The organism is Chelatococcus sambhunathii (assembly GCF_001418005.1).
Taxonomy (GTDB): domain Bacteria; phylum Pseudomonadota; class Alphaproteobacteria; order Rhizobiales; family Beijerinckiaceae; genus Chelatococcus_A; species Chelatococcus_A sambhunathii.
Genome location: NZ_LIOL01000012.1, coordinates 30,408 through 56,326, shown reverse-complemented (window position 1 = coordinate 56,326; position 25,919 = coordinate 30,408). Strand labels below are relative to the sequence as shown.

The following is a 25,919-nucleotide window of genomic DNA, read 5'->3' as shown; positions in this document are numbered from 1 at the left end:
CCGGCGCGCTCAGTCAAAAACCATGTCCATCTGCTCCGCCCACGGCCGATCGGCAACTGTGACGAGGTCGTTCAGCGAAAGCGCCGGTGGTACGCGCCTGATGACGAGGTGTTCGAGCACCTCCGGCGACAGATAGGCGAGCCGCATCATGCGGCTCACGAACCGGTCGGAGACCTTCTCGGCCGCGGCGATATCCTGAATGGTGGAAGCGGCACCGGATTCCAGCTGCCGCCGCCAGTTCCAAGCGCGGGCGATGGCGCGCAGCACATGAGGGTCTTGCGACCGGCCGTCCCGGACTGTCACCTCGTCGGGCGGGAGGATCTTCGGCCGCCCATTGCGTTTGCGGATCGTCAGGGGGATGACGACGCGGATGGTTTTCGTCGTGTCGGTCATGCGCGGGCCTCCGTCTGGCGGGGGGCCATCATGTCATACAGGACCGAGCCCAGCCCGTCGTGGCGCAGATCGACGGCAATGCCGTCTTCGCCGACGGTCACCCGCTCGACCAGAAGCTGGACGATGCGGGTTTGCTCCGCCGGATAGAGCGCCGCCCAGAGCTGGTCGAACTCGCCGAGCGCCTGGACGACCGCCTTCTCTTCGACGGTCGAGTTCTCGTCGCGAAGGGCCTTTATGGTCCGCGCCGCGACTTCGGGTGCGCGGATCATGCGGCGGATTTCGCCGACGACGGCATCCTCGACCATGCCGGCGGGCAAGCGCAGCGGCCCTGAGGCGTCTCCGGTCGGGCGGTTTCGGATCAGGTCCATCGACGCATAGTAGCGGTAGAGGCGCGTGCCCTTCTTCGTCGCCGTCGGCGTCATCGCCGTGCCCGTCTCGGTGAAGATGATCCCCTTCAGCAGGGCCGGCGTCTGGCGGCGGGTGTTCTTCGCCCGCAGGCGCGGGCTCTCCTGCAGGATGCTGTGAACCTTGTCCCAGAGGGCCTGATCGATGATGGCCTCGTGCTCGCCGGGATAGGAAGTCCCCTTGTGCACGGCTTCTCCGAGGTAGACCCGGTTGTTGATCAGTTTGTAGAGGAAGCCCTTGTCGATCGGCTTGCCGCGCTTGTTCAGAACGCCCTCGGCCGCGAGCGCTTTGGCCAGCGTCGTGGCGGAGCCGATGGCGACGAAGCGCTCGAAGATCATCCGGACCGTCGCGGCTTCCGCTTCGTTGACGACCAGCTTGCGGTCGCGCACGTCGTAGCCCAGCGGGACGTGACCGCCCATCCACATGCCGCGCCTGCGGGATGCCGCGACCTTGTCGCGGATGCGCTCGCCGATCACCTCCCGCTCGAACTGTGCGAAGCTGAGGAGGATGTTCAGGGTCAGGCGGCCCATCGAGGTCGTGGTGTTGAACGACTGCGTGACCGACACGAAGGTCACCTGATTGCGGTCGAAGATCTCGACCAGTTTGGCGAAGTCCATCAGCGAGCGCGACAGCCGGTCGATCTTGTAGACCACGATCACATCGATCAGACCGGCTTCGACGTCCTGAATGAGACGCTTCAGGCTGGGCCGTTCCAGCGTGCCACCGGAGAAGCCGCCATCGTCGTAGCGTTCGCGAATGGTGGCCCAGCCTTCCGCCTTCTGGCTCGTCACGAAGGCCTCGCAAGCCTCGCGCTGGGCGTCGAGGCTGTTGAACTCCATGTCGAGCCCTTCCTCGCTCGACTTTCGGGTATAGATGGCGCAGCGCTGGCGGCGCGGCATGATAGCGACGGCTTCCTGACGGTTCATCGGTCGTCCCTCCGCGCCTCGCGGAGGCCGAAGAAGCGGTAGCCGTTCCACTGCGTGCCGGTGATCGCCCGCGCCACCGCCGACAGCGACTTGAACTTGCGCCCCTGCCAGTCGAAGCCGTCCTTCATCACCGTGACGGTGTGCTCCATCCCGTTCCATTCGCGCACGAGGCGGGTGCCGACCACCGGGTTGCGGGAATCCGCGATGATCGTCTTGCGCCCAACCCGGCCCTCGATTTCGTCGGCCAGCAGGTCCAGCGTCCGCCGCGTCTCGCGGGACAGGCCGCCGAGGGTCAGTTCCTGGACCCGGTAGCCGAGCCTCAGCTCGAGGTAACTGCGGCTGTTGTTCGGAGCGGGGGTGCCGAAGAGGCTTTCCCACTTCGCCTTCAGCTCGACCACCGTCATTCGCTTCAGCGCTGCAAGCTGCGTGACCACGCTCGCTTCCGCCGCATCGCGGTTGCCCGGTTGCCATGGCGCAGCGTCAGTCTTTCTCTTTGTTCCTGGCATCATTGCCCTCCAACTCGGTTGCTCGGTTTGCGACGACCAACACGGCGTTTGAGGGCGAGAATGTCGAATGAACTGTCTTCGCCAGGTGCAGATAAAGAACTGGACTGTTCTGGCAGGATACGCCTCAGCCCCGCGGCAAGAATGCACGCGAGTTCATCGAGGCGTTCGCCCGTCGACAGACGGGCGGGCAGCAGAGGGTTCGGACCGGATCGGGCGTCTTGCATGAGACCGTTCGCAACAGAAGATGGCTGGCGAAACGGTAGTGGTGAAATTCAGATAATCAATAAATATCCGTTACTTATCGAAATACTCCGCAATCATTAGAAGAATGGCGCAATTCACCCACGCCAGTGGAGGGTCAGTGATAACACGGGTGCCGCCAATTGAACGGTCATGAGAATACGCTACAGCAGCTCGGCAAACGACCCGATCCGGATCGTGAATCTGTGATTGAGATGCCAGTCTTCCTTGAGCGCGTCAGCTGCCCCGATCTCCAACAACTTGGCCCTTATCAGTTGGACGATCACGTCTTGTGTCCGGAGAATCGTCAACGGACTGCCGGCGATGCCTGCCTCGTCGATCGCCCGTCGAATCGCACGTGCATCATCGATCGCCAGCGCGCACCCCCTGTTGAGCGCCACGGCGATGGCAGAACGCTCGCCTGCACCCAGTCGTCCTCGGATGGAGAGACGTAAAAAAATCTCCATCTCGGCGGGATCATCGATACGGTGTTGCGTGATGTGGCCGCTCCCAAGAGCCGCGTGAAAGCGCGCCTGCTGCTCAGGGTAGGAGTCGGCGATCTCGTCCGCCACATGGTCCGTCACGATGAACGGGCTGGGATGCGAACCGATCAGATCCATGCGGTCGATCCGCAGGAAGTTGATGATGACGGATGTGTCCGCAACAACGATCGCCGATCCCATGTGCTGTTCTCGCCATCAGTCCGTCCGCGTCGCATCCGCGAGCTCAAGGAGCTCGGCACCGTCGACGTCGAGTTTTCTGGCGAGCTCAAGGAGACGACCGCGCGAAATCTCATCCTGACGGTATGCCTCGATGGCGAGCCGCATCAATTGGCTGCGCAGTTCCTGCTCCGGTGGCGGGGGAGCCTCTCCTTCGTCGAGCAGGTCGAAGAACCCGAACAGCCGAATGTATCGTTTGCCCATCTCCTTCTGATCGATGAGCGTTGCAGTCTCGGCCGCGCTGATATGGTTGAGGCTCTTCAGGCGCCAGACGGCGGCCTCATAGCTCACACCAAAATGGCGCGCGAGCGACGCCACGTCCTGATAGGTGATCGCCTGCGATCCGGGACGGGGGCGGATTTCAGCCTCGATGCCCTTGTTTCCAGCCACGTCGAAGATGATCTGAGCCAGCCGGCTCGGCTGCCCCTTGTCCAGTTGGCGCAGCTCGTCGAGCATGCCTTCAGCCGGCATGAGAAACGCGGCAGCAAAGGCATTCGCGCGCTTCTCGACCAGCTCCGTGGCATTCTCGCGCCGCGTGGTCGTGACCGTCTCCTCGCGATCGAAGAGCGCGTGGGCATACTCGTGAGCATAGGAAAAGCGCCGTCGAACGGGCCAATGCTGAACGTTTACGAGGATCGCAAGGCCGATCGACGGATGGTTCACGAACAGTCCGGAAAGGCCGTCCGGCAGATCGGTTGCGGCCGTCCAGATCCCTTGCTCGCTGATCGTCTCTGCCATGTTGACAATCGGAGCGATGCCGAGACCGAGACGCCGCCGCTCCTCCTTCGCAACGGCCTCGCCTTGCCGTATCGCGTCGCCAACCGAGGACAGTCGGGCGGCATAGTTGGGCACGGTGAGCTCGATCGCCTGACCAAGTAGGCCCCGGAGTCCGGCGCCTTCCCGATAGAGGTCGAGGATGTGGCGTACCTCCTGGTCGATCTCGGGCGACCCGGCCATCTCCGGCAGCGCCCGATGGAGGACTATCGACAGGTCCTCCGCTTCCTCGTTCGGGGATAGAAAGAACGCCGTGGACTGGCCGTAGAGCGCTGCAAGCTTCGTGAGCTCCAGCGTCGATACCGCCCGGTTCCCCGATTCCATGTTGGTAACGGCCGTTCGCGGAAGTCCGAGAGCATCCGCCACGGCCTGCTGGCTCAGGCCGCGGCGCTCGCGCGTTGCCCGCAGTCGAAGCCCAAGCTGTACCGCGTCGCTCATCTTGCCCATCCGTCACCTGGCACGTGAATCAAAAGCTGTCGGCGGCCAGACGGCCGTCGACCGGTGGATAATAGCGCATCGAACTCTTCGCGTCAATTTTTTCCTTGATCGTCCGATTTTCGGACATATTTTCGGACATATGATGGCAAGCTGGGAGTCGCGGCTGCGATGGTCGCGCATCGATCCATGAAACGGAGAAGACACTCATGGCCAAGGGCAAAGGATCGGGCACCCATCACGTGGTCCCCAATCCCAGTGGAGGATGGGACGTCCGCCGCGGCGGCGCCGAGCGCGCCAGCGGACACTTCGACACGAAGCGGGAGGCGATCGACCGTGGGCGGGAGATCAGCCGCAACGCAGGGACGGAGTTCAAGATCCACAACCAGGACGGCCGGATCGGCCAGTCCGATTCCCACGGGAACGACCCCCGCAACATCAAGGGCTAAGGAGAACCGATCATGGCCTCAGTGACGAGTTTCATCCGCAACATGCCTGCCTCGTCGCTGCAGGCCTATTTCCACCACACCGGCATCGAGCTTCCGACCGAGGTCGATTGGGAGGCGCCCGAGCCGGAAGTCGCCCGCGTCACTTTGCGGGCCGTCGACGAATTGGACGACGAAGCCCGCGCCCGCATCGTCAATGACGCCGAGCGGGTGAGCGCCCTGGCCGATGATGCGGGGCAGACCGCACTCTACAGCGTGATCGACGACCGCACGGTGCTCGATGATCTGGCAAATGGCCATGCGCGTGCGCTCTGGATGTTCCTGAACGAACCGGTTCGGTTCCGCCATGCCTAGGAGGTCCGTTACACCGATGAGCGGCGCCGTGGTCGGAGCTGGGACGGGTTCATCGGCGAGCCTAACCTCGATCTGCGGCGGGACGAGGCATCCATCAATGCCTTCAAGGCGGCGCTGCGCGAACGGTTCGCTTCCAACAACATCCACATCGATATTTTCGGGCGCTACCGACCGACCTTCGACGGCGAGGATTGCGAGCTTGTCCAGATCGCGATTTACCGCGAAGGCCTTCTCGACGATTTCCTGGCGTTCGATGACGCGGGGACGCTCGTCCGCCGCGCTCGCCGTCCCGTGTTTGAAGCGGCCATGACCTACGAGCCGGCGACCGGGGTCATCGAGGTCGTCGCCAACGACCGCGAGAGCCGCGAGGAGATGGTTCGCTTCATGGCGCGCGACCTGCTGGGGATCGAGTTCCAGAGCGAAAAGGTGCCCTTCCGCACCTACGACCTCGCGGTTCTGGTTCATCCTTTCGACTTTCCGACCGATCCGGAGGACGGGATCGAGTCCGTCGAGGTCAAGCAGCTGCGCCTGATGCCCATCGACAATGTCGGCGAGCGCGTCACGCTGGAATGTCTCCGGAAGGCCGACCGCACCATCTGGAGCATGTCGGCGGAGCGGTTCGGCGCCAATGATCCGCTGGCCGGCGGTTGGGTGGCGACGCAGGCCAAACTCTCCATCAAGTTCCATCCCAAGGGCGATGCCAAGCGCGGTCGGACGCTGCCGTTGACGATCACGATGCCGCATGGCTGCAATCTCAAGGACCAGACCGAAGAGGAGCAGCTGATCGGCGAAAAGTATCTCCGGCGCTGGGGCATCCTTTCCGGAGACGGCGGTGTCGTTGTCGATTGATCGGAGGGCGGTTGATCTGCTCCTCTCAATCGTGGAGAGCGCGGATGCCAAAGTCGCCGGCGCCGTGCTCTCCGACTATCACGCCAACAGCGCGGAGAAATTGCTGGCGGCGAATGTGCTGCGTCCCGATGGCCATAACGCGGCGGCCGCCTCACTGGCTGATTTCGAAGACGAGCCGGTTTCCCTGTCCTGGTCCTCGGAACGGAACGGCTACGGATACTTCAGCCCGTCTGCTGGCTGGGTCGATGTCCCGAAAGAGCGGATGGGAGTCTACGGGGTGGACTTCCCGGTCCTTTTCGCCCGCTTGCTGGTCGGGCTGGACATTGCGTCCCGTGGCGGTGCCAGAGCGCTCGTTCCACGAGCTTTGTGGGAGCTTGGCGACGCGCGCATCGGCCGTCGCCCGCAGCGGGTCCCGATCTGGTTCGCGCGCCGCCTTTCGGACCGGAGGATTTGGGCAGATGTGGCTGATGCGGCCCGAAGGCGACCAACACCCCATGTCCGCATTCTCTTGACCAGCACGCCCAGTGGTCGGCTCCATGAACCGGGGCTGCCGGGGCACCTCGTCGTGTAAATCGGCGATGCCATCGATTTCGATGACGGAATGGCGGTCAGCCCTGAAATCCTATCGGCACCTCTCGATGGCACACCCGCTGTCAGCCCTCATACGCCCCTGTCCCTCTCACCGAGCGGGCAGCGACTCACCATCCATGGCAACGTCACGATTGATCTCAAGTCGGACATCCATATCGCCATCATTCGCAAGCTGGTTGAGGGACACCAGGACGGCCGACGCTTCAGCGCTCGGGAACTCCTTGATCATGCCCATTCCAGCGCGAAGACGCTGCGTCAAGCATTTGGCGCGCAGCGATGGGCAGACCTCGAACCTTATCTGAAGTCCGAGAACGGTCTCTGGGGCTTCGCGCTCTGACGAAATTCTCTCTGTTCTTCTCTCTCTGACCGGGTCGGTTTTCTCCCTCCCGGCCAGCCATCGTCTCCGCAGGTTTTCGACCAAAACCGAAGGAGACACAAATGGCTACGAAACACCTCAACCAGATCGACCTGGCTGCGCGCTGGAACATCAGCCACCGCACGCTTGAGCGCTGGCGCTGGACGGGCGAAGGCCCGCGCTTCGTCAAGCTCGGCGGTCGCGTCGTGTACCGCCTCGAAGACGTCGAGGAGTACGAGCGCGAGCAGATCCGGGCGAGCACTGCCGACCACCCCAGCAAGCCTGCGGCGTGAGGGGGTGGTGATGATGATCTCCAACCGCATCTCCCTTGATGAGCTCCGGCGCATGGCCGTCGGCGACATCGCCGCTCTGCCCGCCGAGCAGCTCGTCCTCTTGCAGGACGAGGCCGCGGATGCTCTGCGTCGCGCCAAGACCGTCTGCGACTGGCTCGATGGGGCCGTCGCGCTCAAGTACGGCGATCGTGCCCACGCAGCGCGCCAGGCTGCCGGCAAGGACACCGGCACGGTCCGCTTCGATGACGGCGCGGTCACCGTTATCGCCGATCTGCCGAAGCGCGTCGACTGGGACCAGGACAAGCTCGCCGCCCTCGTCGAACGCATCCGGGCCGAGGGCGACGACCCTACCGAATACGTCGATGTCGCGATCAAGGTGCCCGAGCGCAAGTTCGCGGCCTGGCCGAGCCACATCCGCTCCGCCTTCGAGGACGCGCGCACCGTCCGCACCGGCAAGCCCAGCTTCCGTCTTTCCCTGAACACCGAGGTGACGTCATGAGCATCACGAAGAAGCTCGCGGTGCTCCGCGAGCACCATTACGGGCTGGACAAGCTGCCCGAGACCATCCGGGTGCCGGCCCTTGGCGAGCGTCGCGACGAGACCGTCAAGCCGGTCGGGGCGGCCTCGATCGACGACCTGGCCTTCGCCCTCATCGGGCTGAACGAGCGGGCATCGGCGCTCTACCGCGAGATCGACGCGGTGCGCACCCTCCACGACGAGGCCCGCAAGGCCGGCGCGCTGGGAGCGGACGTCGCGATCGACGCCCTGATCGCGGCGAAGGGAGGCAAGTGATGGCCCTCCCGATCATTTCCGCCGACCAGCGTCTCGCCGAGCCGCGCGGCGTCAAGGGCACGATCTTCGGCAAGTCCGGGATCGGCAAGACCAGCCTTCTCTGGACGCTCGACCCCGCCACTACATTGTTCATCGACCTGGAGGCGGGCGACCTCGCCATCGAGGGATGGTCCGGCGACAGCGTCCGGCCGCGCACATGGACCGAGTGCCGTGATTTCGCGGTCTTCATCGGCGGCCCCAATCCGGCGCTGCGGGACGACCAGGTCTACAGCGAGGCCCACTTCGCGGCGGTGTGCGAGCGCTTCGGCGATCCGGCTTCGCTCGACTGCTACCACACGGTCTTCATCGACTCGATCACCGTCGCCGGGCGGCTCTGCTTCCAATGGTGCAAGGGGCAGCCCGAGGCATTCTCGGAGAAGACCGGCAGGCCCGATGTCCGCGGCGCCTACGGTCTGCACGGCCGCGAGATGATCGCGTGGCTCACGCATCTCCAGCACACGCGGGCGAAGAACGTCTGGTTCGTCGGGATCCTCGACGAGAAGCTCGACGACTTCAATCGGCGCATCTTCCAGCCGCAGATCGACGGCTCGAAGACCGGCCTCGAGCTGCCGGGCATCGTCGATGAAGTCCTGACGATGGCGGAGATCAAGGACGAGTCCGGCGCGCCGTACCGTGCCTTCGTCTGCCAGACGATCAACCCCTGGAACTTCCCGGCGAAGGATCGATCCGGCCGTCTCGACCTGATCGAGGAGCCTCATCTCGGCCGCCTGATGGCCAAGATCCGCGGGCCCGTGAAGCCCGCCTTCGAGCGGCTGGCCTATCGCAGCCCGCCCCCGGCCGCGACGGCGCCGACCTCCGACGCCCCCACCCATTCCGAAGACGCCTGAACGAGGAGACCCCAGTCATGTCTGGATCCTGGAACGACTTCAACGACGCCAAGCAGAACAGCAGCATCATCCCCAAGGGCACGCTGGCCAAGGTGCGCCTGACGATCCGCCCGGGCGGATTCGACGATCCGGCGCAGGGCTGGACCGGCGGATACGCCACGCGGGGAACCACCGGCTCGGTCTATCTCTCGGGCGAGTTCACGGTTCTCGAAGGGCCCTACGCCCGGCGCAAGATCTTCACCCTGATCGGGCTCTACAGCCCCAAGGGGCCGGACTGGGCGAACATGGGCCGCAGCCTGATCCGCGGCATGCTCAACTCTGCGCGCGGCATTTCGGACAAGGACACGTCCGCTCAGGCCCAGGCCGCCCGTCGCATCAGCGGCTTTGCCGATCTCGACGGGCTCGAGTTCGTGGCGCGGATCGACATTGGCACCGACACCAACGGCGAGGAGAAAAACGAGATCCGCGCGGCCGTGACGCCGGATCACAAGGAGTATGCCGCTCTCATGGGTGGCGTGCCCGGTGTGGCAGCGCAGCCGCAGGCTCAGCCTTCCCAGCCCTCCATGTCCCAATCTTCAGCACCGGCGGCGGGCACGCGCCCGTCCTGGGCGCAGTGAGGCGGCCATGCTGCTGCGTCCCCGCCAGAAGCAGTTCGTCGAGCGCAGCGTCCGCGCGCTCCACGAACACGGAAACACCCTCGGCGTCGCCCCGACCGGAGCCGGCAAGACGATCATGCTCTCAGGCGTCGTCGGTCGCATGGTCGGCGAAACCCCGAAGAGCACGGGCGCCAAGGCCTGCGTGCTCGCCCACCGCGACGAGCTGACCGCTCAGAACCGCAGCAAGTTCGGGCGGGTGAACCCGAAGATCACGACCTCGGTCGTCGATGCGAAGGAGAAGTCGTGGGCTGGACAGGTCACCTTCGCGATGGTGCCGACGCTGGCGCGTACGGGCAATCTCGACCAGCTGCCCGCGCTCGACCTCCTGGTCATCGACGAGGCGCACCACGCGGCCGCCGACAGCTATCGCCGCATCATCGACGCCGCGCTGCAGCGCAATCCCGAGTGCCGGGTCTACGGCGTCACGGCGACGCCCAATCGGGGCGACAAGCGCGGTCTGCGCCCGGTGTTCTCCAACGTCGCCGATCAGATCCGGATCGGGGAGCTGATCGCGTCCGGCCATCTCGTGCCGCCGCGAACCTTCGTGATCGATGTCGGCGTCCAGGACCAGCTCACCAAGGTGCGCCGCACGGCAGACGATTTCGACATGGCCGAGGTCGACGCGATCATGAACCGTTCGCCGGTCACGCACTCCGTCATCCGCCACTGGCGGGAAAAGGCGGGCGAGCGCCAGACGGTGGTGTTCTGCTCGACCGTGGACCACGCGCGCAACGTGACCGCCGCTTTCAACGCGGCCGGTGTCGCCGCTGGGCTGATCCACGGCGACATGGCCGATACCGACCGCAAGACGACCCTCGACGCCTACGCCGCCGGAGAGCTGCGGGTCGTCGTCAATGTCGCGGTACTGACCGAGGGCTGGGATCATCCGCCGACGGGCTGCGTCGTGCTGCTGCGGCCGAGCTCCTACAAGTCGACCATGATTCAGATGGTCGGCCGGGGCCTGCGCACGGTCTCGCCCGAGGAGCATCCCGGCGTCATCAAGACCGACTGCATCGTGCTGGATTTCGGCACCTCGACCCTGCTGCACGGTTCGCTGGAGCAGGACGTCGACCTAAACGGTCGCGAGCCCTCCGGCGAAGCGCCCACTAAGGATTGCCCGGACTGCGGCGCCATCGTGCCGCTCGCCACCATCGAATGCCCGCTGTGCGGTCATGTCTGGGAGCGTCCCGAAGGCGGCGAAGCAGCGCCGCTCGGCGACTTCGTGATGTCCGAGATCGACCTCCTGAAGCGGTCGAGTTTCCGTTGGTGCGATCTCTTCGGCGACGATGCCGCGCTCATCGCCAACGGCTTCAATGCCTGGGGCGGTGTCTTCTTCCTGAACGGCCGGTGGTACGGCATCGGCGGTCTGCAGAAGCAGCGGCCTCATCTGTTGGCCGTGGGCGAACGCACCGTTTGCCTCGCGGCGGCCGACGATTGGCTCAACGAGCATGAGAGCGACGAGAGCGCCCACAAGACGCGCAGCTGGTTGAACCAGCCGCCCACCGACCGGCAGCTTGCCTTCCTGCCGCCGGAGTACCGGCAGGATTTCGGGCTCACCCGCTATCAGGCATCGGCGCTGCTGGCCTTTCGCTTCAACCGCGACGCTATCCGCTCCCTCGTCTTCGGCGCGGCCGATGCCGCGCCCGAAGCAGCCATAGGGAGGGCGGCATGAGCCATGGCATCTGTTTCCCCCACCACGGCCGAGGACCGGCGGCGGCTCTGGCATCCGCGTGGAACGCTCTGTGCTGTCTGCCGGCGACCCACCCGTGGCTTTGGCTGGTTCGACCCGGTGCGCCCGGCGGCTTCGCCGCCAAAATCATCGAACTGGGCGCGTACGCGCCCGGGGCAACCGCGCCCCTCGGTCTGGTTCTGCTCGATGGCCTGCCACGGCTTCTGGACGCGCTTGGCGCGGGAGCGCTGGGCCATGGTTGATCTCACCGAACAGGAGAAGGCGGCGATCCGCGCCGCCATGAAGCCGGTCGCCGAGATCATGGAGGAAATCGGCTGGCAGGCGCGCTTCTCCGACCTCACGGAGGCGCAGGTGCTCACGCTCATCGAGGTCGCCGTCGGCGGCTTCCAGGACGCCATGCACGCCATGGCAGCCGACGCCGACGCGGAGGTGCCGTTCTGATGCTCGACTATAACCACCGCCCCACCTGCGCCGAACGCATCAATGCGGTGATCGACGAGGCGATCGCTGCTGAACGCGCGGCGGTTGCGCCGAGGGCCTATCTCGGCGGCTCCCGCCTTGGACACGGCTGTGAGCGCGCTCTGCAATTCGAGTTCGCGGGTGCGCCGAAGGATGAGGGCCTGGAGTTCTCTGGGCAGACTCTGCGGATCTTCGAGATCGGACACGCGCTCGAAGATCTTGCCATCCGCTGGCTGCGCGGTGCCGGGTTCGATCTCTATACCCGCAAGGGCAACCGTCCGGACGGCGAGCAATTCGGTTTCTCGGTCGCTGGTGGCCGCATCCGCGGTCATGTCGATGGGATCATCGCCGCTGCACCCCAGCTGCTGGGCATCGGCGTTCCCGCGCTCTGGGAATGCAAGACGATGAACGCCAGGAACTGGCGCGAGACCGTGGCCAAGGGCGTGGTTGTCGCGAAGCCTGTCTACGCGTCCCAGATCGCCCTCTACCAGGCCTACATGGAGGCGCAGGTCCCCGGCATCTCCGACAATCCCGCGCTCTTCACCGCCATCAACAAGGACACCGCCGAACTGCACCACGAACTCGTGCCGTTCGACGCAGGGCTCGCACAGCGTATGAGCGACCGCGCCGTGCGGATCCTTCAGGCGACGGATGCAGGGGATCTGCTGCCGCGCATCGCCACGACCCGTGACTTCCACGCGTGCCGGATGTGCCCGTGGGCGGAACGCTGCTGGAGCCTGCCAGCATGAGCGACGACAACATCGTCCACTTCAACCCCTGGCGCGACTTCAACGACGCTACGCCGCAGGCCGATCCGTTCGACATCGAGCCGGATCCCGAGCAGATCGCCATCTTTCTCGACGTCGTCTTCGGTTACTGCGAGGGCTGGGTGCCCCTGCGCGGGTTCGTGGACAAGGGCCAGGGCATAGACGGCCGACCCCACAACGCCTGGATCGAGATCGACGACAGTTTGCTGGAGAAGGCGGTTTCCTTCGCCGGTTGGGCAGCGCGCGAGGGCGCGGCCTTCTATGTGGTGCCGGGAACGGTCGCCGAGACCGGCAAGGCCAAGGCCGCCGATGTCCAGCAGATGCAGACGGTTCTGGTCGACCTCGACGCCGGCGATATTGTGGCCAAGCTCGACCACCTCCTCCGGCATCTCGGCGAGCCGACACTGCTCGTCGAAAGCGGCGGCCGGACGCCGGACGGTCTCGACAAGCTGCATGTCTGGTGGCGCTTGAGCGAACCGGCCGAGGGCGAGGATATCGCGCTTCTCTGTCGGCTGCGCGGCGACATCGCGGTCAAGGTGGGCGGCGACACGCATTTCCGATCGGCTCACCAGCCGATCCGCCTGGCTGGTTCGGTCTATCACAAGGGTGGGTTCAAGCGGCTGGTCAACATCCGCCGCCATAGCCCGCGGGTCGAGGTCCATCTGCGCGACTTCGCGGATGTCGTCGCCGACATGCCGCCGCTTGCCGGGGTCGGATCCGAGCCAGGCCCCTCTACGGACAAGCCGTCGATCACCGATGTCCTGACGACGCCCGTCCGCGAAGGCGGATCAGACGATTGGACCCGCTTCCAGGGGGCGAGCGCCGCCATCGGCCACTACGTCCGCATGGCGCATGAGGGCCGCATGAGCCGCGACGACGCTTGGGAGGCGATCTGCCAGTACAACGCCGCCCAGCTCCGTCCCAGCTGGCCGCTCGAACGTCTCGCCTCGGAAGCACAGCGCCTCTGGCGGCTGCATGAAGAGCGCCACGGACCGGCTCTCGAACGGATCGCCGTGCCGCCGATGTCCGCGCTGCCGGTATTCACGCTCGGCGCGCTGCTCGACGACGTGAGCCCGATGCCCGACGACATCATCGCGCCGCGATTGCTGACGCCCGGCGGGATGCTGGTGCTCGGCGGCGCGCCCAAGGTCGGCAAGAGCGACTTCCTGATCAGTCTGCTTGTCCACATGGCGGCGGGCGTGCCCTTCCTCGGCTTTGCGCCGAGCCGGCCCTTGCGGATCTTCTATCTGCAGGCGGAGATCCAGTACCATTACCTCCGGGAGCGCCTCCAGGCCATCCGGATCGAGCCGGCGCTCCTGGCTGCGGCGCGCGATAATCTCGTCGCTACGCCGAAGGTCCGCATGCTGCTCGACGCCGGCGGCGTGGGCCTGACCATCGCCGCGGTTCGCGCCCACTACGGCCATGGCGCGCCCGATATCCTCTGCATCGACCCGATCCGCAATCTCTTCGATGGGGGTCCGGACGGCGGCGGGGAGAACGACAACACCGCGATGCTCTTCTTCCTGCAGGAGCGGGTCGAGGCCCTACGGGACGCCGTAGCCCCGGATGCCGGCCTGATCCTCTGCCATCACACCCGCAAGACACCCAAGAAGCAGTTGGTCGAGGATCCGTTCATGGCGCTCTCGGGCGCGGGATCGCTCCGCAGCTTCTACACCTCCGGCATCATCATGCACCGGCCCGATGAAGACCGGCCCGAGCGGATGCTGCATTTCGAGCTGCGCAACGGCCCGGGCATCGAGCCGATGGTCATCGACAAGGCCGATGGGCGTTGGGTCGAAATCGATCGTTCCGGCCAGCGGATCGTGCGTCGCGAGTTCGGCGAGAAGCTCGACGCCGAGCGCATCCGCAAGCACGACGTCATCCTGCAGCTTCTGTTCGATCAGGCCAAGGCCGGCCGGCTCTATACCGCGCTGCAATTCGCCGAGAGCTTCGAGAACCAGGCCGGGCTCGGCGGCAAGGACACGATCCGCGAACGGATCAGCGTGCTGGCCACGAAGGGTTTCATCAAGTTCGTTCGCGATGGCGCGCCGTTCGGTCTGCCAACCTCGCGCTCGAAGTTCGGCTATCTCTGCGTCGAGGGCATGACGTTCCCGACCGGAGAAGAGACGGCAGACCCCGACACCGGCGAGGTCGTGCCCGTCCGGATCCCGGTCCTTCCCAGCACCTACAAGTGCCCGCAGAGCGGCGCGGCGCTGCCGGTCGAGAACCCTCTGGTCTGGGTCTATCAGACGGAGGAGACCTCGTGATGCGCCAGCTCATCCCGATTACGCGGGCTTACGCAGGATCAAGTTGTGGCAAGTTGCGGCGAGCTGGGCGGCCAGCTTCCCAACTACTTTCGTTGCTTTTCGCGCCGCCGCGCTTCGCCCAGCCGTCCCGCGCACATTCAAGTTGGGAAAGCTCGTCCCAACTACCTTGGCTCCCGCGCGCTCCGTTGCGCGGCCTTTCGCAGATTCAAGTTGGGAACGCGACCCGCGCCATGGGCTGTCCCAACTTCGATTTCTCCAAACGATTCAAGGTGTTGATGCGCTCTCGAAGTTGTGGGGGTGAAAGCCACCCCCTTCGGGGGTGGGGGAGAACCGCGCCGAGCGGGTTCTCCCACTCCCACCCCCAGGGGCTTCGCGCGCGCGGTCGCCGTGTCGTCCATCCCCTCACCGACATCAGACGAGAAGGACCCACCACCATGAGCCAGTGCCCGTCACCCCTCCCCAAGAGCGCGCCCCATCCGGCCCCGGTCATCTCGACATCCGCGGGCAGCGCCATTCTCGCCCTGGATCTCGGCACCACCACGGGCTGGGCGAGCCTGGCGGGCGGGATCGTGCACAGCGGAACCGCCAGCTTCCGCTCATGCCGCTACGACGGCGGCGGCATGCGCTACCTGCGCTTCCAGCACTGGCTCGAACAACTGGCCGACGACAGCGGTGGGTTGGCCGCGATCTATTTCGAGGAGGTCCGGCGCCATATCGGCACTGACGCCGCCCACCTCTACGGCGGTTTCCTGGCGACGTTGACCGCCTGGTGCGAGCGTGAGGGCGTCGCCTATCAGGGCGTTCCTGTCGGCACCATCAAACGCTTCGCCACGGGCAAGGGCAACGCTGGCAAGGATGCCGTGCTCGCCGCGATGCGCCAGCGCGGGTTCCAACCCGCCGACGACAACGAGGCCGACGCGATCGCGATCCTGCTTTGGGCGATGGAGACCCGGGGAGGTGTGCTGTGAGGTGGACGCCGAGCCTCGTCGAGGAACGTCTCGCGGAAGCGGCCTTCGTGCTCAAGCGCCTGCCCGAACCCCGGCGGCAGGGATATTTCAGCGTCTGGCCGGAGGTCATCCATAGCTTCGCCGACAAGGTCGGACAGGAGCCAAAGCCGATGCGCGTCATCCCGTCACCCGCCGCGATCAGCCGGATGGAGGAGACGCTCAGCTGGACGGTGGGGCTCGATCCGATCGACGGCAAGATCGTCTGGCTGCGCGCCTACGGCGAGCGCTGGAAAACCATCTGCTGGACCGTCGGATTGCAGCGCTCGGCGGCGCACGAGCACTGGCTCTATGCGCTCTGCGTGATCGCATGGCGGCTTAACCAGCGCAAAGTCCCCCGTCTCCGGTCGCGCCGCTACGTGATTGAAATGGTCAAAGGGGCTTGCGAGGACCCGACCAGTCACCCCAATTAACTTCTTGTCCGTACGTTGTCCGTATGATACAGAAATTGGGACAGGAGATCAGCCATGCCCGTAGCCGAAGCCAAGTCCGAACGTATCGAGGTGCGCACCACGCCGACCATGAAGGCGCTGCTGCAACGTGCAGCCACGTTTTCGCACAAGAACGTGACGGAGTTCCTGCTCGAGGCGGGCATTCATGCCGCCGAGGAAGCGCTCGTCGATCGGCGCATGTTCCGGCTGGATGACGCCCAGTGGCAAGCCTTCCAGGATGCTCTCGACCGCCCCGTCCAGAGCAAGCCACGCCTCGCCAGACTGCTCGCCGAGAAGAGCGTGCTTGAGTGACGGCGGAGAACCAATCGTTCTCTGCCGTCCAAAAGCTCGATGCCTCCCACGAGGTCGACGCGTTTGATTGCGGCAAGGAAACTCTGGATCGATTCCTGCAACGCCACGCTCTGGTCAACCAGAAAGCGGGCAGCGCTCAGACCTATGTCGTGTGCCGCAGGGAGCAGCGTGTCGCGGGCTATTACAGCCTTGCGGTCGGCGCCGTTGAACATGCCGACGCTCCCGGTCGTGTCGGCAAAGGGCTTGCCCGTCATCCGATCCCGGTAATGCTCCTCGCGCGGCTTGCCATCGACCGAGCCGAGCAGGGAAAGGGGCTGGGCAAAGCATTGCTCAAGGATGCACTGCTGCGCACGGCTCAAGCTGCCGAAATTGCAGGTATCCGAGCGCTTCTCGTTCATGCCAAGGACGATGAAGCGCGCGCCTGGTACGAGCAGTTCGACTTCGAGCCGAGTCCGACCGACCCCTATCATCTCTTCCTGCTGATGAAAGATCTGCGAGCGCTCCTCGGCGAATGATCGCAAGCTCGCGAAGCGAAGCGGAAAGTGTCCGCCGGACACTTTTCGAAGAGACGAAAACCCCAGTTCTTGGGTAGATTCTGGCTATTCTCGGGAGGGGCGCGCGCGTCGCGATCACGAGCGCACGGATCCTTTCACTGGAACCGATCCAAGTAAAGGATCCGCACTGATCCTTTCGTTACGGATCGATGCCCGTTCACGCCAACATCGCCTGAGCATACGAGTTCACGGGTCCTTCCTGGCGGAAATCGTATGCTGGCGGGCGAAGCGCGGCGCATCGCCAGCGGCAGGGCCGGATTTTTGGGAAGCCACCCGGAAGTCGGAGCCGCCGGAACCCCGCGCAGACCCCAATGAATGCTGGCTTTCGGGCCTGGTGGCCGGACGCCGCTGGATCCCGCGTGGAGTCCAGCGCGGCATCCGGAGTCCGGAAGCCAGCCGGCAATCCACCCGCACGACGGAAACGCCTTGCCCATGACGCTGAGCTTCGCTCCCGAGCGGATCGAGATGTGGCCGCTGGCCAGGCTCCAGCCCTACGCGAAGAACGCGAAGGTGCACGGGGCAGACCAGGTCGCGAAGATCGCCGCCAGCATGGCCGAGTTCGGCTGGACCGTGCCCTGCCTCGTGGCCGAGGACGGGGAGCTGATCGCAGGCCATGGGCGCGTGCTTGCCGCGACGCAGCTGGGGTTGACGGAGGCGCCTGTGATCGTGCTCGGTCATCTGACCGAGGCGCAGCGCCGGGCCTACCGCATCGCGGACAACAAGCTGACGGAACTGGGAAGCTGGGACGAGGCGCTGCTCTCGGCCGAGTTGAACGAGTTGCTGGCCGAGGACTTCGACCTGTCGCTGGTCGGGTTTTCCGACGGCGAGCTCGACAAGCTGCTAGCTTATGTGCAGGAGGGCGATGGCCAGGAAGGCGGCGGTGCCAGCGTGCCCCCGGTGACCATCCCCGAACCGCCGCGCAACCCGGCCTCGCGGACCGGCGATCTGTGGATCCTCGGTGAGCATCGTCTGCTCTGCGGTGACGCGACCTCCCATGCCGATGTCCGCCGCCTGATGAACGGCGAGCGCGCAGTGCTGTTCGCGACCGACCCGCCGTATCTCGTCGATTATGACGGCTCCAACCACCCGACGCGCAACAAGGACTGGAGCCAGTCCTACGGCGTGACCTGGGACGACAGCTCGCAGGGCGCGGACCTCTACGACGGCTTCATCGCCGCTGCCATCGCCGAGGCGATCACCGAGGATGCCGCCTGGTACTGCTGGCACGCCTCGCGTCGCCAGGCGATGCTGGAGGCCTGCTGGGAGAAGGCCGGCGCCTTCGTTCACCAGCAGATCATCTGGGTGAAGGACCGGGGCGTCCTGACCCGCTCGCATTACCTCTGGAAGCACGAGCCGTGCTTCATGGGCTGGCGGCGCCCCAACCGACCGCCGAAGGTGGCGGACGAGACATTGCCCTCGACCTGGGAGATGCCGAGCTTCGCGAGGGACGAGCGGCCCGACCATCCGACGCCGAAGCCGCTCGACGCCTTCGGGATCCCGATGCGCCAGCACGTGGCGCGCGGCGGGCTCTGCTACGAGCCCTTCTCGGGCTCCGGCTCGCAGATCATGGCGGGCGAAGCCAATGGTCGGCGCGTCTTTGCGATGGAGATCAGCCCGGCCTATGTCGATGTGGCCGTGGAGCGCTGGCAGGCCGAAACGGGTCGCGAAGCGATCCTCGACGGCGACGGTCGGACATTCGCGCAGGTGAGGACCGAGCGGCTTGGGGATGCCCCGGCCGCGTCTGAAACCGAACCCGAAATAGCCGCGTGACATGCATGACCTGGCTCTACCTTCCTCCGGATGCACTTCCGGAACCGCAGACGCATGCCTGTTCGGCCTCTCGCTTTGCTCCGGCGCTGGCGGGCTCGATCTCGGGCTCGCCGTCGCCATCCCCGGATATCGTGCTGTGGGCCATGTCGAACGAGAAACCTACGCCGCAGCCGTCCTCGTGGCGCGGATGGAAGACGCGGCCCTGGATCCGGCGCCTGTCGCCACCTCGACTGCGAAAACTGTCGGTCTGCGGCGTCGGCCACATCGCCGCCGTCGTTGCGAGGTTCATCCCGTGCTGACCCGCTTCCTGCGATGGCGTCGGCTTCGTCTGCCGGTTCTCGTTGGCGTTGGCGCGGGGCGTCGGCCAGAGCTGCAGCAATTCGGTCCGGTTGCCGCCACTCGACCGGGTTCCAGAGCAGGCGCGCGGGGTCGGCCAGTTCGTCTCCCTCGCGGATGGCGAGGATGAAGAGCCGCTCACGCTTGTGGGGCGCGCCGACTTCCGACGCCGCAGACCGACAGTTTTCGCAGTCGAGGTGGCGACAGGCGCGACGAGAAGGGTCTGGACCGGATGGCGCGGGATTGGCCGACGCCGATGGCGAGCGACGGCTGCAAGCCGAGCGCTGGCAACCGCAGGAGTGCCGACCTGACCCATGCGGCGGGGATATGGATGACGCCGACGGCGCGCGACCACAAGGATGGGGCGACGACGTTGGCGAACACGCCGGTGAACGGCCTGCTTGGCCGCCAGGTCCTGGTGACACCTATGGCTGGGAGCGATACCTCCGATGCGCGCCGAACCTTGAACCCGCTGTTCGTCGAGGCGCTGATGGGCTGGCCCACCGGGTGGACCGGCTTCGGCTCTGAGGGAACGGAGTGGTCCCGCTGGTTGCGGCGCATGCGCTCAGAACTCTCGCAGCTGAGTTGCTGGCCGATCGATGACGGGATGCCAGCATGAAGCAGTCGCGCATCATGTCGCTGGTCGAAGCCATCGCCAACGTGGCCGTCGGCTATGGCGTCGCGGTTGCGACCCAGCTGGTGATCTTTCCGTGGTTCGGTCTGCCCGCGCGCCTCAACGACGCGCTGGCGATCGGGGCGATCTTCACCGTCGTCTCGATTCTGCGCAGCTTCCTGCTGCGGAGGCTGTTCGAGGCGATCCGGGTCAGCGGTCAGTTCCGGGACTGATCCTCGAAGATGCCGAGCATCTCCTCCACCCAGTCCTCGTCCTCACTCCGCATCAGCACGGCCACGAGAAGCTGGACCAGGTGCGGGACCGGTGCATCCAGCGGATTGTCGGGCAGATAGAAGGACAGCTCGCCCTCGGCGGAGACGACGAGGGCGGAGGAGCCTGATGGCAGGACCGTGCCGTGATCGGTGGAAACATTGGTCATGGCATCACCAGTAGTATTTGTGCGGCTTGTGGTTGCCGAGATCCCAGATCAGCGTATCGGGATCGGCGCCGTGCAGCAGCCGGGTGATCGTCCGGGCGTTGCGGCGGCGGCGCGGACGGCTGTGGAACAGGATGTTCCAGTGCGACGGCGTTCCGTTCGGGAACGCGCCGACGCTCCTGCTTCTGGTTCGGGATTTCTTGCGCTTGTAGTTCATCATTCGTCCTCCGGGATTTGCAGACATGCGAATGCCTGCGGTCCGGAGGGCCGCGAATGAAGAACCAGCGATGAGGGTCGAAGTCGGGATGATTTTCGCGGGAACGCGCATATCACGGCTGTGCCGAAACGTAAACCGCCGCCCCGAAGGGCGGCGCATCCGGTTCGACGCTTCGGCCTTCAGACAGGTGGAAGCCTGTAGACCCGTCCGCGTCCCTCGATCTTCTCCGAAGTCACTTCGAGCCCGAGCTTCTTCTTCAGCGCCCCGGCCATCGCGCCGCGCACCGTGTGCGACTGCCAGCCGGTCGCGGTCATGATCTCCGCGATGGTCGCGCCTTCCGGTGCGCGCAGCATGGCGATCAGGGTAGCCTGCTTGGTGCCCTCGCGCCGCGTGCGCGCCTTGGGCGCGGGATCGCTCTCACGCGGGGTGTTCTCCGGGGCGTCCGCGCTCGGCGTTTCGTTGGCGTCCGTGAGCGCGGTGTCGGGCCCCTCCAGCTCGATGCCGATGGCGGCGAGACCAGCGTCGGTAATGTGCAGGAGGATGGCGCAACCGTTCTCGTCGTTGCGCCAGATGCGGTTGAGCGCGGCGTCGGCCTTCGTCTGGCTGTCGGTCACCGTTTCCGCGACCAGTCCGCGAGAGAGAAGCGCGCCCACCACCTTGACGGCGGCGCCTCCGCGCAGGGAACCGGGCAGCGGCAGGACGTTGCCGTCGTCGCGCTGAGCAGCAGCGCTGAGGATCACGGCTTGAGTGTCGGAAAGCTGGGTCATCGGGGTCGTCTCCATGGTCGGGGCCGCGCCCATCGCGGCCCTTCTACGACCCCAAGCCCGTCTCGCGGCGGGCAGGCTTCGGAGAGGCTGGCGCTACTCGGCGTGTTCGCCTTCGCAGAACGCCATATCGGTGATCTCCCGCAGTCTGGCGCTGTAGTGGTTCAGGGTGCCGACATGGCCCCAGTGGATCTCGTCGGGGTGGACCTCGAAGTGGTCCGCGCTGAGAGCAGCGAGGCGTTCCAGCATCGCGTCGATCTCGAACTTGGCGGCGAGGAAGGCGTCGAGGGCCTTCGTGTTGTCCTGTGTGCAGCGGGTCATCGTGGTGGCTCCGTGGTCGAGTTGCATCGCGTCGTTGGAGTGACGTTCGCTCCGGTCGCGCTGCTTATCAACTCAATAAGCACATGAATCTGAATGATAATCGGAGCGACCGATGCTAGGCATGAGCGAGCGCCAATACGCCGCGCGCGTCGGTCTCTCGCGGGGCGCGATCCAGAAGGCGAAGGCGGCGGGACGGCTGGTCCTCCATGAGGATGGCAGCATCGACGCAGAGGCGAGCGATACACGCCGGGCGGCGATGACGGACCCGTCCAAGACCCGGAAACCGCCCGCGCCGAAGCTGAAACCTGTCCCCGACGCGGCCGTGTCCGCCGTTGGCGACACTCTGCGGGAACAAGGGCTTGCCGCGCCACCCGTCGGCAGCGGCACGACCTTCCTGCAGGCCAAGACCGCGAATGAGGTGCTGAAGGCCCAGGAGCGGCGCATCCGGCTTCAGAAGCTCAAGGGAGAACTCGTCGACCGCGCCCGGGCGGTTGCGGTCGTGTTCCGGCTGGCGCGCGAGGAGCGCGATGCTTGGGTGAACTGGCCGGCGCGCGCGGCGGCGCTGATGGCGGCCGAACTCGGCGTGGAGGCGGCCACCATGCAGAAGGCCTTGGAGAAACATGTACGCGCCCACCTCGACGAACTCGCCGAGGTCCGGCCCGACTTCCGGTGAGAACGGCGATGGCCTGACGGACTTCGACGGCGCGGCGGAGATCCTGCGCGCCTGGGGCAACGGGCTGCGGCCCGACCCGGACCTGACCGTGTCGGAATGGGCGGACCGGCACCGGATGCTCTCGGGCCGCGCTTCGGCCGAACCCGGGCGGTATCGCACTGCGCGCACGCCCTACATGCGCGAGATCATGGACCGGCTGTCGCCCGGCGACGCAGCGCAACGGATCGTGTTCATGAAGGCCGCGCAGGTCGGCGCGACCGAGGCGGGCAACAACTGGATCGGGTTCGCCATCCATCAGGCCCCGGGCCCCATGCTCGCGGTCCAGCCGACCGTGGAACTGGCCAAGCGCAACTCGCGCCAGCGGATCGACCCGCTGATCGACGAAAGCCCTGAGCTGCGCGAGCGGGTGAAGCCCGCGCGGTCGCGCGACGCGGGCAACACGATGCTGTCCAAGGAATTCGCTGGCGGCATCCTGATCATGACGGGCGCGAACTCGGCGGTCGGGCTGCGCTCGGCCCCGGCGCGCTACATCTTCCTCGACGAGGTCGACGCCTATCCGGCCTCGGCCGACGAGGAAGGCGATCCGGTGACCTTGGCCGAGGCACGGTCGCTGACCTTCGCCCACCGGCGCAAGGTGTTCCTGGTCTCGACCCCGACGGTCCGTGGGCTCTCCCGGATCGAGCGGGAATTCGAGGCGTCCGACCAGCGGCGCTACTTCGTCCCGTGCCCGCATTGCGGGGCGATGCAGTGGATGAAGTTCGATCGGCTGCGCTGGCAGAAGGGCAAGCCGGAGACGGCGGAGTATCTCTGCGAGAGCTGCGATCAACCCATCGCGGAGCACCACAAGACGGCGATGCTGGGGCGCGGCGAATGGCGGGCGACCGCTGTCGCCGCTGATCCCACGACGGTCGGCTACCACCTCTCGGCGCTCTATTCGCCTGTCGGCTGGCTCAGCTGGTCACGGATTGTGCGCAGCTGGGAGGCGGCGCAAGGCTCCGACGAGGCGATCAAGGCGTTCCGCAACACCATTCTCGGCGAGACATGGGTCGAAACCGGCGAGGCGCCGGACTGGCAGCGGCTCTACGATCGACGAGAGGCGTGGCGGCCAGGCACGGTGCCAGCGGGCGGGCTGTTCCTGACTGCGGGCGCGGATGTCCAGAAGGACCGGATCGAGGTCGATGTCTGGGCCTGGGGCCGAGGGCTTGAGAGCTGGCTCGTCGATCACGTCGTGCTCGAGGGCGGGCCGGATCGGCATGACGCTTGGGACCAGTTGACGGAACTCCTGGACCGGTCGTGGCCACATGAAAACGGCGCGCACCTTCGGATCGCGCGGCTCGCCATCGACACGGGCTACGAAGCCCCGGCCGTCTACGCCTGGTCGCGCAAAGTCGGCTTCGCGCAGGTCGCGCCGGTCAAGGGTCTCGAAGGCTTCAATCGCTCTAGTCCGGTCTCCGGCCCCACCTTCGTCGATGCGACCGAGGGCGGGAAACGCCTGCGCCGCGGCGCCCGGCTCTGGACGGTGGCGGTCTCGACCTTCAAGGCCGAAACCTACCGCTTCCTGCGGCTGGAGCGCCCGACGGCCGAGGAACGTGACGAGGGCGCGGCGTTCCCGCCCGGCACGATCCACCTGCCGACATGGGTCGAGAGCGAGTGGCTGAAGCAGGTCGTGGCTGAGCAGCTTGTGACGGTGCGCACGAAGCGCGGCTTCGCCCGGCTGGAATGGCAGAAGCTGCGCGAACGCAACGAGGCGCTGGATTGCCGGGTCTACGCCCGCGCCGCCGCCTGGATCGCGGGCGCGGACCGCTGGACCGACGAGAAATGGCGTGACCTCGAGGATCAGCTCCGGGCGGCGCCGACCGACAGCGATCCCGCCGGGCAGATCAATCGACCTGGACACGCCCCGCAGGGAAAGCGCCGCTCCGACTGGCTCGGGCGGCGGGAGGGATGGTTCTGATGACCGATTGGACGGACACCGAACTTTCGGCGCTGCGCCGGGCCTATGCCAGCGGCACGACGCGGGTCAGCTATGACGGCAAGTCGGTGGACTATGGTTCGGCCGAGGATCTGCTCGCCCGCATCCGTACCATCGAGCGCGCCATCGCGGGTGTCGGCCGGCCGCTGCCGGTGGCCGGTCTCGCGGGCTTCTCGCGCGGGGATCGCTGATGGCCGTGAACTGGTTCGACCGCGCCATCGCGTCGGTCGCCCCGCGGGCCGCTGCACGTCGGGTGCTGGCGCGGCAGGCCTTCGAGACTCTCGCGCGGGGCTATGACGGTGCTGCGCGAGGGCGTCGCACCGATGGCTGGCGCACGCCGGGATCCTCGGCCGATACCGAGATCGGCATGGCCGGGGCGCTGCTGCGCGACCGGATGCGTGATCTCGTGCGCAACAACCCGCATGCGGCCAAGGCCGTGGCGGTGCTGGTGAACAACATCATTGGCGCGGGCATCATGCCGCGGGCCGCCAGTGGCGACGAGGCGCTGGACCGCCGCGTCGACGATCTGTTCGAACGATGGGCCGAAGCCTGTGACGCCGACGGCCAGCTCGACTTCTACGGGCTTCAGACGCTGATCTGCCGTGAGATGGTCGAGGCCGGCGAAGTGCTGGTGCGCCGTCGCTTGCGCCGCGCCGCAGACGGCCTTGCTGTCCCGCTGCAATTGCAGGTGCTGGAGGCCGACTTCCTCGACGTCACCAAATCCGGCGCGCTCGGTGCGGGCCGCCTCGTGCAGGGGATCGAGTTCGATCCGCTCGGCAAGCGCAAGGCCTACTGGCTCCACGCCGAGCATCCTGGCGACGCCTATGGCGCCCTGCAAAACGGCCTGCAGAGCCGACCGGTTCCAGCGAGCGAGATCGCGCATGTCTACGAGAAGCAGCGCACGCAGGCGCGCGGCGTCCCTTGGGGCGCGCCGGTCATCCGCGCGCTGCGTGATCTCGATGATTACGAGGTGGCCGAGATCGTCCGCAAGAAGACCGAGGCCTGCGTCACCGCCATCGTCTTCGGCGAAGAGGAGGCGCAACAGGGCATCGCCCCGGCGGTGGTCGACGCCGACGGCAACCGGGTCGAGCAGTTCGAACCAGGACTCATCGCCTATGCCCGCGGCGGCAAGGACATCCGCTTCAACCAGCCGGCCGCAACCGGCGGCTACGGCGAGTACAAGCGCGCAAGCTTGCATACCATCTCGGCTGGGTTCCGGGTGCCCTACGAGCTACTCACCGGCGATCTCAGCCAGGTCAACTACTCCTCCATCCGGGCGGGGCTCGTCGAGTTCCGCCGGATGATTGACGCTGTCCAGTGGCAGCTCTTCATTCCGATGCTCTGCACCCCGGTCTGGCGCTGGTTCACCGAGGCCGCATGGGCGGCGGGGCTGATCCCGGTGCCGGATGTGCCGGTCGAATGGTCGCCGCCGAAATTCGAGGCAGTCGATCCGCAGAAGGATGCGATGGCGAACCTGCTGGCGATCCGCTCGGGCACCATGACTCTGGCCGAGGTGATCGCACAGCAGGGCCGCAATCCCGACGCCGTGCTGGCCGAGATCGCCGCGACCAACGCCAAGCTCGACGCGCTCGGGCTGTTGCTCGATAGCGATCCCCGCCGCGTCACCAAGACCGGCAGCGCGCAGGCGAGCGACCCGGCAACCAATCCGGAACCCGACCCGGGGCAGCCGGACTCCGCCCAACAGGACTGAC

The 25,919-nt window shown here is 66.1% G+C and carries 35 protein-coding genes; 26 read left to right on the top strand and 9 right to left on the bottom strand.

Translation table 11 applies throughout. From position 1 onward, the window contains the following. Nucleotides 1-9 precede the first annotated feature (9 nt). From ASC46_RS18065 to ASC46_RS18045, 5 genes are all read right to left on the bottom strand, one after another. Entirely contained in the window at nt 10-393 is a 384-nt protein-coding gene (locus ASC46_RS18065; RefSeq protein WP_055460696.1) for a hypothetical protein, read from the bottom strand. Then, on the bottom strand, nt 390-1,724 hold the full coding sequence (locus ASC46_RS18060; RefSeq protein WP_055460695.1) for a recombinase family protein: 1,335 nt from the start codon (nt 1,722-1,724) through the stop codon (nt 390-392). Before ASC46_RS18060 ends, ASC46_RS18065 begins: the two co-directional genes overlap by 4 nt. Then, the gene (locus ASC46_RS18055; RefSeq protein ID WP_245280615.1) at nt 1,721-2,158 is read right to left on the bottom strand and encodes a DUF2924 domain-containing protein; all 438 of its coding nucleotides are present in this window, start codon (nt 2,156-2,158) and stop codon (nt 1,721-1,723) included. Before ASC46_RS18055 ends, ASC46_RS18060 begins: the two co-directional genes overlap by 4 nt. A 476-nt stretch (nt 2,159-2,634) precedes the next feature. Next, nucleotides 2,635-3,153, bottom strand: a complete 519-nt coding sequence (locus ASC46_RS18050) for a PIN domain-containing protein (protein ID WP_055460693.1) — start codon at nt 3,151-3,153, stop codon at nt 2,635-2,637. A gap of 15 nt (nt 3,154-3,168) precedes the next feature. Then, entirely contained in the window at nt 3,169-4,401 is a 1,233-nt protein-coding gene (locus ASC46_RS18045) for a helix-turn-helix domain-containing protein (RefSeq protein WP_055460723.1), read from the bottom strand. A 206-nt stretch (nt 4,402-4,607) separates the two neighbouring features. Between ASC46_RS18045 and ASC46_RS18040 the strand changes: the two genes are divergently transcribed. From ASC46_RS18040 to ASC46_RS17950, 22 genes are all read left to right on the top strand, one after another. Further along, nucleotides 4,608-4,847: a DUF2188 domain-containing protein gene (locus tag ASC46_RS18040; protein WP_055460692.1), complete on the top strand. Its 240-nt coding sequence runs from the start codon at nt 4,608-4,610 to the stop codon at nt 4,845-4,847. A 12-nt stretch (nt 4,848-4,859) separates the two neighbouring features. Continuing rightward, entirely contained in the window at nt 4,860-5,198 is a 339-nt protein-coding gene (locus tag ASC46_RS21630; protein WP_210166016.1) for a hypothetical protein, read from the top strand. A 306-nt stretch (nt 5,199-5,504) separates the two neighbouring features. Next, a complete protein-coding gene (locus ASC46_RS21625; protein WP_210166015.1) occupies nt 5,505-6,047 on the top strand; it encodes a hypothetical protein in 543 nt (180 codons plus the stop codon). Further along, a complete protein-coding gene (locus ASC46_RS18030) occupies nt 6,031-6,618 on the top strand; it encodes a hypothetical protein (protein ID WP_055460691.1) in 588 nt (195 codons plus the stop codon). The genes ASC46_RS21625 and ASC46_RS18030 overlap by 17 nt, the downstream gene beginning before the upstream one ends. 30 nt (nt 6,619-6,648) lie before the next feature. Continuing rightward, on the top strand, nt 6,649-6,975 hold the full coding sequence (locus ASC46_RS21370) for a hypothetical protein (RefSeq protein ID WP_141659716.1): 327 nt from the start codon (nt 6,649-6,651) through the stop codon (nt 6,973-6,975). 101 nt (nt 6,976-7,076) lie between these two features. Continuing rightward, on the top strand, nt 7,077-7,286 hold the full coding sequence (locus tag ASC46_RS18025; RefSeq protein ID WP_050474479.1) for a helix-turn-helix transcriptional regulator: 210 nt from the start codon (nt 7,077-7,079) through the stop codon (nt 7,284-7,286). A gap of 10 nt (nt 7,287-7,296) precedes the next feature. Beyond that, nucleotides 7,297-7,785: a hypothetical protein gene (locus ASC46_RS18020; RefSeq protein ID WP_055460690.1), complete on the top strand. Its 489-nt coding sequence runs from the start codon at nt 7,297-7,299 to the stop codon at nt 7,783-7,785. Then, nucleotides 7,782-8,078 (top strand): hypothetical protein, encoded by a 297-nt coding sequence (locus ASC46_RS18015; RefSeq protein WP_055460689.1) that lies wholly within the window; start codon nt 7,782-7,784, stop codon nt 8,076-8,078. The genes ASC46_RS18020 and ASC46_RS18015 overlap by 4 nt, the downstream gene beginning before the upstream one ends. Continuing rightward, nucleotides 8,078-8,965, top strand: coding sequence for an ATP-binding protein (locus ASC46_RS18010; protein WP_055460688.1), 888 nt, complete (start codon nt 8,078-8,080; stop codon nt 8,963-8,965). Before ASC46_RS18015 ends, ASC46_RS18010 begins: the two co-directional genes overlap by 1 nt. 17 nt (nt 8,966-8,982) lie before the next feature. Then, the gene (locus ASC46_RS18005) at nt 8,983-9,582 is read left to right on the top strand and encodes a hypothetical protein (RefSeq protein ID WP_055460687.1); all 600 of its coding nucleotides are present in this window, start codon (nt 8,983-8,985) and stop codon (nt 9,580-9,582) included. A gap of 7 nt (nt 9,583-9,589) precedes the next feature. After that, the gene (locus ASC46_RS18000) at nt 9,590-11,293 is read left to right on the top strand and encodes a DEAD/DEAH box helicase (protein ID WP_055460686.1); all 1,704 of its coding nucleotides are present in this window, start codon (nt 9,590-9,592) and stop codon (nt 11,291-11,293) included. Further along, entirely contained in the window at nt 11,290-11,553 is a 264-nt protein-coding gene (locus ASC46_RS21365) for a hypothetical protein (RefSeq protein WP_141659715.1), read from the top strand. Before ASC46_RS18000 ends, ASC46_RS21365 begins: the two co-directional genes overlap by 4 nt. Continuing rightward, a complete protein-coding gene (locus tag ASC46_RS17995; RefSeq protein ID WP_045449869.1) occupies nt 11,546-11,752 on the top strand; it encodes a DUF6511 domain-containing protein in 207 nt (68 codons plus the stop codon). Before ASC46_RS21365 ends, ASC46_RS17995 begins: the two co-directional genes overlap by 8 nt. Beyond that, on the top strand, nt 11,752-12,519 hold the full coding sequence (locus ASC46_RS17990; RefSeq protein WP_055460685.1) for a hypothetical protein: 768 nt from the start codon (nt 11,752-11,754) through the stop codon (nt 12,517-12,519). Before ASC46_RS17995 ends, ASC46_RS17990 begins: the two co-directional genes overlap by 1 nt. Continuing rightward, nucleotides 12,516-14,804: an AAA family ATPase gene (locus ASC46_RS17985; protein WP_055460684.1), complete on the top strand. Its 2,289-nt coding sequence runs from the start codon at nt 12,516-12,518 to the stop codon at nt 14,802-14,804. The genes ASC46_RS17990 and ASC46_RS17985 overlap by 4 nt, the downstream gene beginning before the upstream one ends. Before the next feature lie 434 nt (nt 14,805-15,238). After that, nucleotides 15,239-15,772: a crossover junction endodeoxyribonuclease RuvC gene (locus tag ASC46_RS17980; RefSeq protein WP_055460683.1), complete on the top strand. Its 534-nt coding sequence runs from the start codon at nt 15,239-15,241 to the stop codon at nt 15,770-15,772. Next, nucleotides 15,769-16,221: a DUF6362 family protein gene (locus tag ASC46_RS17975; RefSeq protein ID WP_055460682.1), complete on the top strand. Its 453-nt coding sequence runs from the start codon at nt 15,769-15,771 to the stop codon at nt 16,219-16,221. Before ASC46_RS17980 ends, ASC46_RS17975 begins: the two co-directional genes overlap by 4 nt. A gap of 54 nt (nt 16,222-16,275) precedes the next feature. Then, on the top strand, nt 16,276-16,551 hold the full coding sequence (locus ASC46_RS17970; protein WP_055456509.1) for a type II toxin-antitoxin system TacA family antitoxin: 276 nt from the start codon (nt 16,276-16,278) through the stop codon (nt 16,549-16,551). Beyond that, nucleotides 16,548-17,066, top strand: a complete 519-nt coding sequence (locus ASC46_RS17965; protein WP_055460681.1) for a GNAT family N-acetyltransferase — start codon at nt 16,548-16,550, stop codon at nt 17,064-17,066. The genes ASC46_RS17970 and ASC46_RS17965 overlap by 4 nt, the downstream gene beginning before the upstream one ends. A 471-nt stretch (nt 17,067-17,537) precedes the next feature. Further along, nucleotides 17,538-18,875, top strand: coding sequence for a site-specific DNA-methyltransferase (locus tag ASC46_RS17960; protein ID WP_055460680.1), 1,338 nt, complete (start codon nt 17,538-17,540; stop codon nt 18,873-18,875). A 592-nt stretch (nt 18,876-19,467) separates the two neighbouring features. Next, the gene (locus tag ASC46_RS17955; RefSeq protein ID WP_157672355.1) at nt 19,468-19,830 is read left to right on the top strand and encodes a hypothetical protein; all 363 of its coding nucleotides are present in this window, start codon (nt 19,468-19,470) and stop codon (nt 19,828-19,830) included. Further along, nucleotides 19,827-20,057 carry a DUF7220 family protein gene (locus ASC46_RS17950; protein ID WP_055460678.1) on the top strand — a complete coding sequence of 77 codons (231 nt, stop codon included), beginning with the start codon at nt 19,827-19,829 and terminating at the stop codon, nt 20,055-20,057. The genes ASC46_RS17955 and ASC46_RS17950 overlap by 4 nt, the downstream gene beginning before the upstream one ends. On the opposite strand, the gene ASC46_RS17945 is transcribed toward ASC46_RS17950, so the two are convergent. The 4 genes from ASC46_RS17945 to ASC46_RS17930 form a co-directional block, all read right to left on the bottom strand. Beyond that, nucleotides 20,042-20,263 carry a hypothetical protein gene (locus tag ASC46_RS17945; protein ID WP_055460677.1) on the bottom strand — a complete coding sequence of 74 codons (222 nt, stop codon included), beginning with the start codon at nt 20,261-20,263 and terminating at the stop codon, nt 20,042-20,044. The two genes, ASC46_RS17950 and ASC46_RS17945, sit on opposite strands and share 16 nt — an antisense overlap. A gap of 4 nt (nt 20,264-20,267) precedes the next feature. Then, a complete protein-coding gene (locus tag ASC46_RS17940) occupies nt 20,268-20,480 on the bottom strand; it encodes a hypothetical protein (protein WP_055460676.1) in 213 nt (70 codons plus the stop codon). Nucleotides 20,481-20,656: 176 nt separating this feature from the next. Then, nucleotides 20,657-21,244 carry a DUF3489 domain-containing protein gene (locus ASC46_RS17935; protein WP_055460722.1) on the bottom strand — a complete coding sequence of 196 codons (588 nt, stop codon included), beginning with the start codon at nt 21,242-21,244 and terminating at the stop codon, nt 20,657-20,659. 93 nt (nt 21,245-21,337) lie between these two features. Beyond that, the gene (locus tag ASC46_RS17930; protein WP_055460721.1) at nt 21,338-21,562 is read right to left on the bottom strand and encodes a hypothetical protein; all 225 of its coding nucleotides are present in this window, start codon (nt 21,560-21,562) and stop codon (nt 21,338-21,340) included. A gap of 121 nt (nt 21,563-21,683) precedes the next feature. On the opposite strand from ASC46_RS17930, the gene ASC46_RS17925 reads away from it, so the two are divergent. Genes ASC46_RS17925 through ASC46_RS17910 form a run of 4 tightly spaced genes read left to right on the top strand, consistent with a single transcriptional unit; the run spans nt 21,684 to nt 25,918 of the window. After that, nucleotides 21,684-22,235 carry a hypothetical protein gene (locus ASC46_RS17925; RefSeq protein ID WP_245280614.1) on the top strand — a complete coding sequence of 184 codons (552 nt, stop codon included), beginning with the start codon at nt 21,684-21,686 and terminating at the stop codon, nt 22,233-22,235. Further along, nucleotides 22,183-24,189 (top strand): phage terminase large subunit family protein, encoded by a 2,007-nt coding sequence (locus tag ASC46_RS17920; protein ID WP_055460674.1) that lies wholly within the window; start codon nt 22,183-22,185, stop codon nt 24,187-24,189. Before ASC46_RS17925 ends, ASC46_RS17920 begins: the two co-directional genes overlap by 53 nt. Further along, a complete protein-coding gene (locus ASC46_RS17915) occupies nt 24,189-24,398 on the top strand; it encodes a phage head-tail joining protein (RefSeq protein ID WP_055460673.1) in 210 nt (69 codons plus the stop codon). Before ASC46_RS17920 ends, ASC46_RS17915 begins: the two co-directional genes overlap by 1 nt. After that, entirely contained in the window at nt 24,398-25,918 is a 1,521-nt protein-coding gene (locus ASC46_RS17910; RefSeq protein ID WP_055460672.1) for a phage portal protein, read from the top strand. Before ASC46_RS17915 ends, ASC46_RS17910 begins: the two co-directional genes overlap by 1 nt. Nucleotide 25,919 lies beyond the last annotated feature (1 nt).

Bases quoted from the DNA above. Each gene is read 5' to 3' on its own strand.
- ASC46_RS17915 (WP_055460673.1), top strand. From the start codon at position 24,189: ATGACCGATTGGACGGACACCGAACTTTCGGCGCTGCGCCGGGCCTAT.
- ASC46_RS17930 (WP_055460721.1), bottom strand. From the start codon at position 21,562: ATGACCCGCTGCACACAGGACAACACGAAGGCCCTCGACGCCTTCCTC.
- ASC46_RS17955 (WP_157672355.1), top strand. From the start codon at position 19,468: ATGGCGAGCGACGGCTGCAAGCCGAGCGCTGGCAACCGCAGGAGTGCC.
- ASC46_RS18015 (WP_055460689.1), top strand. From the start codon at position 7,782: ATGAGCATCACGAAGAAGCTCGCGGTGCTCCGCGAGCACCATTACGGG.
- ASC46_RS18025 (WP_050474479.1), top strand. From the start codon at position 7,077: ATGGCTACGAAACACCTCAACCAGATCGACCTGGCTGCGCGCTGGAAC.
- ASC46_RS18045 (WP_055460723.1), bottom strand. From the start codon at position 4,401: ATGAGCGACGCGGTACAGCTTGGGCTTCGACTGCGGGCAACGCGCGAG.
- ASC46_RS21370 (WP_141659716.1), top strand. From the start codon at position 6,649: ATGGCGGTCAGCCCTGAAATCCTATCGGCACCTCTCGATGGCACACCC.
- ASC46_RS21365 (WP_141659715.1), top strand. From the start codon at position 11,290: ATGAGCCATGGCATCTGTTTCCCCCACCACGGCCGAGGACCGGCGGCG.
- ASC46_RS17940 (WP_055460676.1), bottom strand. From the start codon at position 20,480: ATGATGAACTACAAGCGCAAGAAATCCCGAACCAGAAGCAGGAGCGTC.
- ASC46_RS17980 (WP_055460683.1), top strand. From the start codon at position 15,239: ATGAGCCAGTGCCCGTCACCCCTCCCCAAGAGCGCGCCCCATCCGGCC.
- ASC46_RS17935 (WP_055460722.1), bottom strand. From the start codon at position 21,244: ATGACCCAGCTTTCCGACACTCAAGCCGTGATCCTCAGCGCTGCTGCT.
- ASC46_RS18065 (WP_055460696.1), bottom strand. From the start codon at position 393: ATGACCGACACGACGAAAACCATCCGCGTCGTCATCCCCCTGACGATC.
- ASC46_RS17970 (WP_055456509.1), top strand. From the start codon at position 16,276: ATGCCCGTAGCCGAAGCCAAGTCCGAACGTATCGAGGTGCGCACCACG.
- ASC46_RS21630 (WP_210166016.1), top strand. From the start codon at position 4,860: ATGGCCTCAGTGACGAGTTTCATCCGCAACATGCCTGCCTCGTCGCTG.
- ASC46_RS18005 (WP_055460687.1), top strand. From the start codon at position 8,983: ATGTCTGGATCCTGGAACGACTTCAACGACGCCAAGCAGAACAGCAGC.
- ASC46_RS17995 (WP_045449869.1), top strand. From the start codon at position 11,546: ATGGTTGATCTCACCGAACAGGAGAAGGCGGCGATCCGCGCCGCCATG.
- ASC46_RS17925 (WP_245280614.1), top strand. From the start codon at position 21,684: ATGAGCGAGCGCCAATACGCCGCGCGCGTCGGTCTCTCGCGGGGCGCG.
- ASC46_RS18010 (WP_055460688.1), top strand. From the start codon at position 8,078: ATGGCCCTCCCGATCATTTCCGCCGACCAGCGTCTCGCCGAGCCGCGC.
- ASC46_RS17950 (WP_055460678.1), top strand. From the start codon at position 19,827: ATGAAGCAGTCGCGCATCATGTCGCTGGTCGAAGCCATCGCCAACGTG.
- ASC46_RS18000 (WP_055460686.1), top strand. From the start codon at position 9,590: ATGCTGCTGCGTCCCCGCCAGAAGCAGTTCGTCGAGCGCAGCGTCCGC.
- ASC46_RS17910 (WP_055460672.1), top strand. From the start codon at position 24,398: ATGGCCGTGAACTGGTTCGACCGCGCCATCGCGTCGGTCGCCCCGCGG.
- ASC46_RS17990 (WP_055460685.1), top strand. From the start codon at position 11,752: ATGCTCGACTATAACCACCGCCCCACCTGCGCCGAACGCATCAATGCG.
- ASC46_RS17920 (WP_055460674.1), top strand. From the start codon at position 22,183: ATGTACGCGCCCACCTCGACGAACTCGCCGAGGTCCGGCCCGACTTCC.
- ASC46_RS21625 (WP_210166015.1), top strand. From the start codon at position 5,505: ATGACCTACGAGCCGGCGACCGGGGTCATCGAGGTCGTCGCCAACGAC.
- ASC46_RS17945 (WP_055460677.1), bottom strand. From the start codon at position 20,263: ATGACCAATGTTTCCACCGATCACGGCACGGTCCTGCCATCAGGCTCC.
- ASC46_RS17985 (WP_055460684.1), top strand. From the start codon at position 12,516: ATGAGCGACGACAACATCGTCCACTTCAACCCCTGGCGCGACTTCAAC.
- ASC46_RS18050 (WP_055460693.1), bottom strand. From the start codon at position 3,153: ATGGGATCGGCGATCGTTGTTGCGGACACATCCGTCATCATCAACTTC.
- ASC46_RS17960 (WP_055460680.1), top strand. From the start codon at position 17,538: ATGACGCTGAGCTTCGCTCCCGAGCGGATCGAGATGTGGCCGCTGGCC.
- ASC46_RS18040 (WP_055460692.1), top strand. From the start codon at position 4,608: ATGGCCAAGGGCAAAGGATCGGGCACCCATCACGTGGTCCCCAATCCC.
- ASC46_RS18020 (WP_055460690.1), top strand. From the start codon at position 7,297: ATGATGATCTCCAACCGCATCTCCCTTGATGAGCTCCGGCGCATGGCC.
- ASC46_RS18060 (WP_055460695.1), bottom strand. From the start codon at position 1,724: ATGAACCGTCAGGAAGCCGTCGCTATCATGCCGCGCCGCCAGCGCTGC.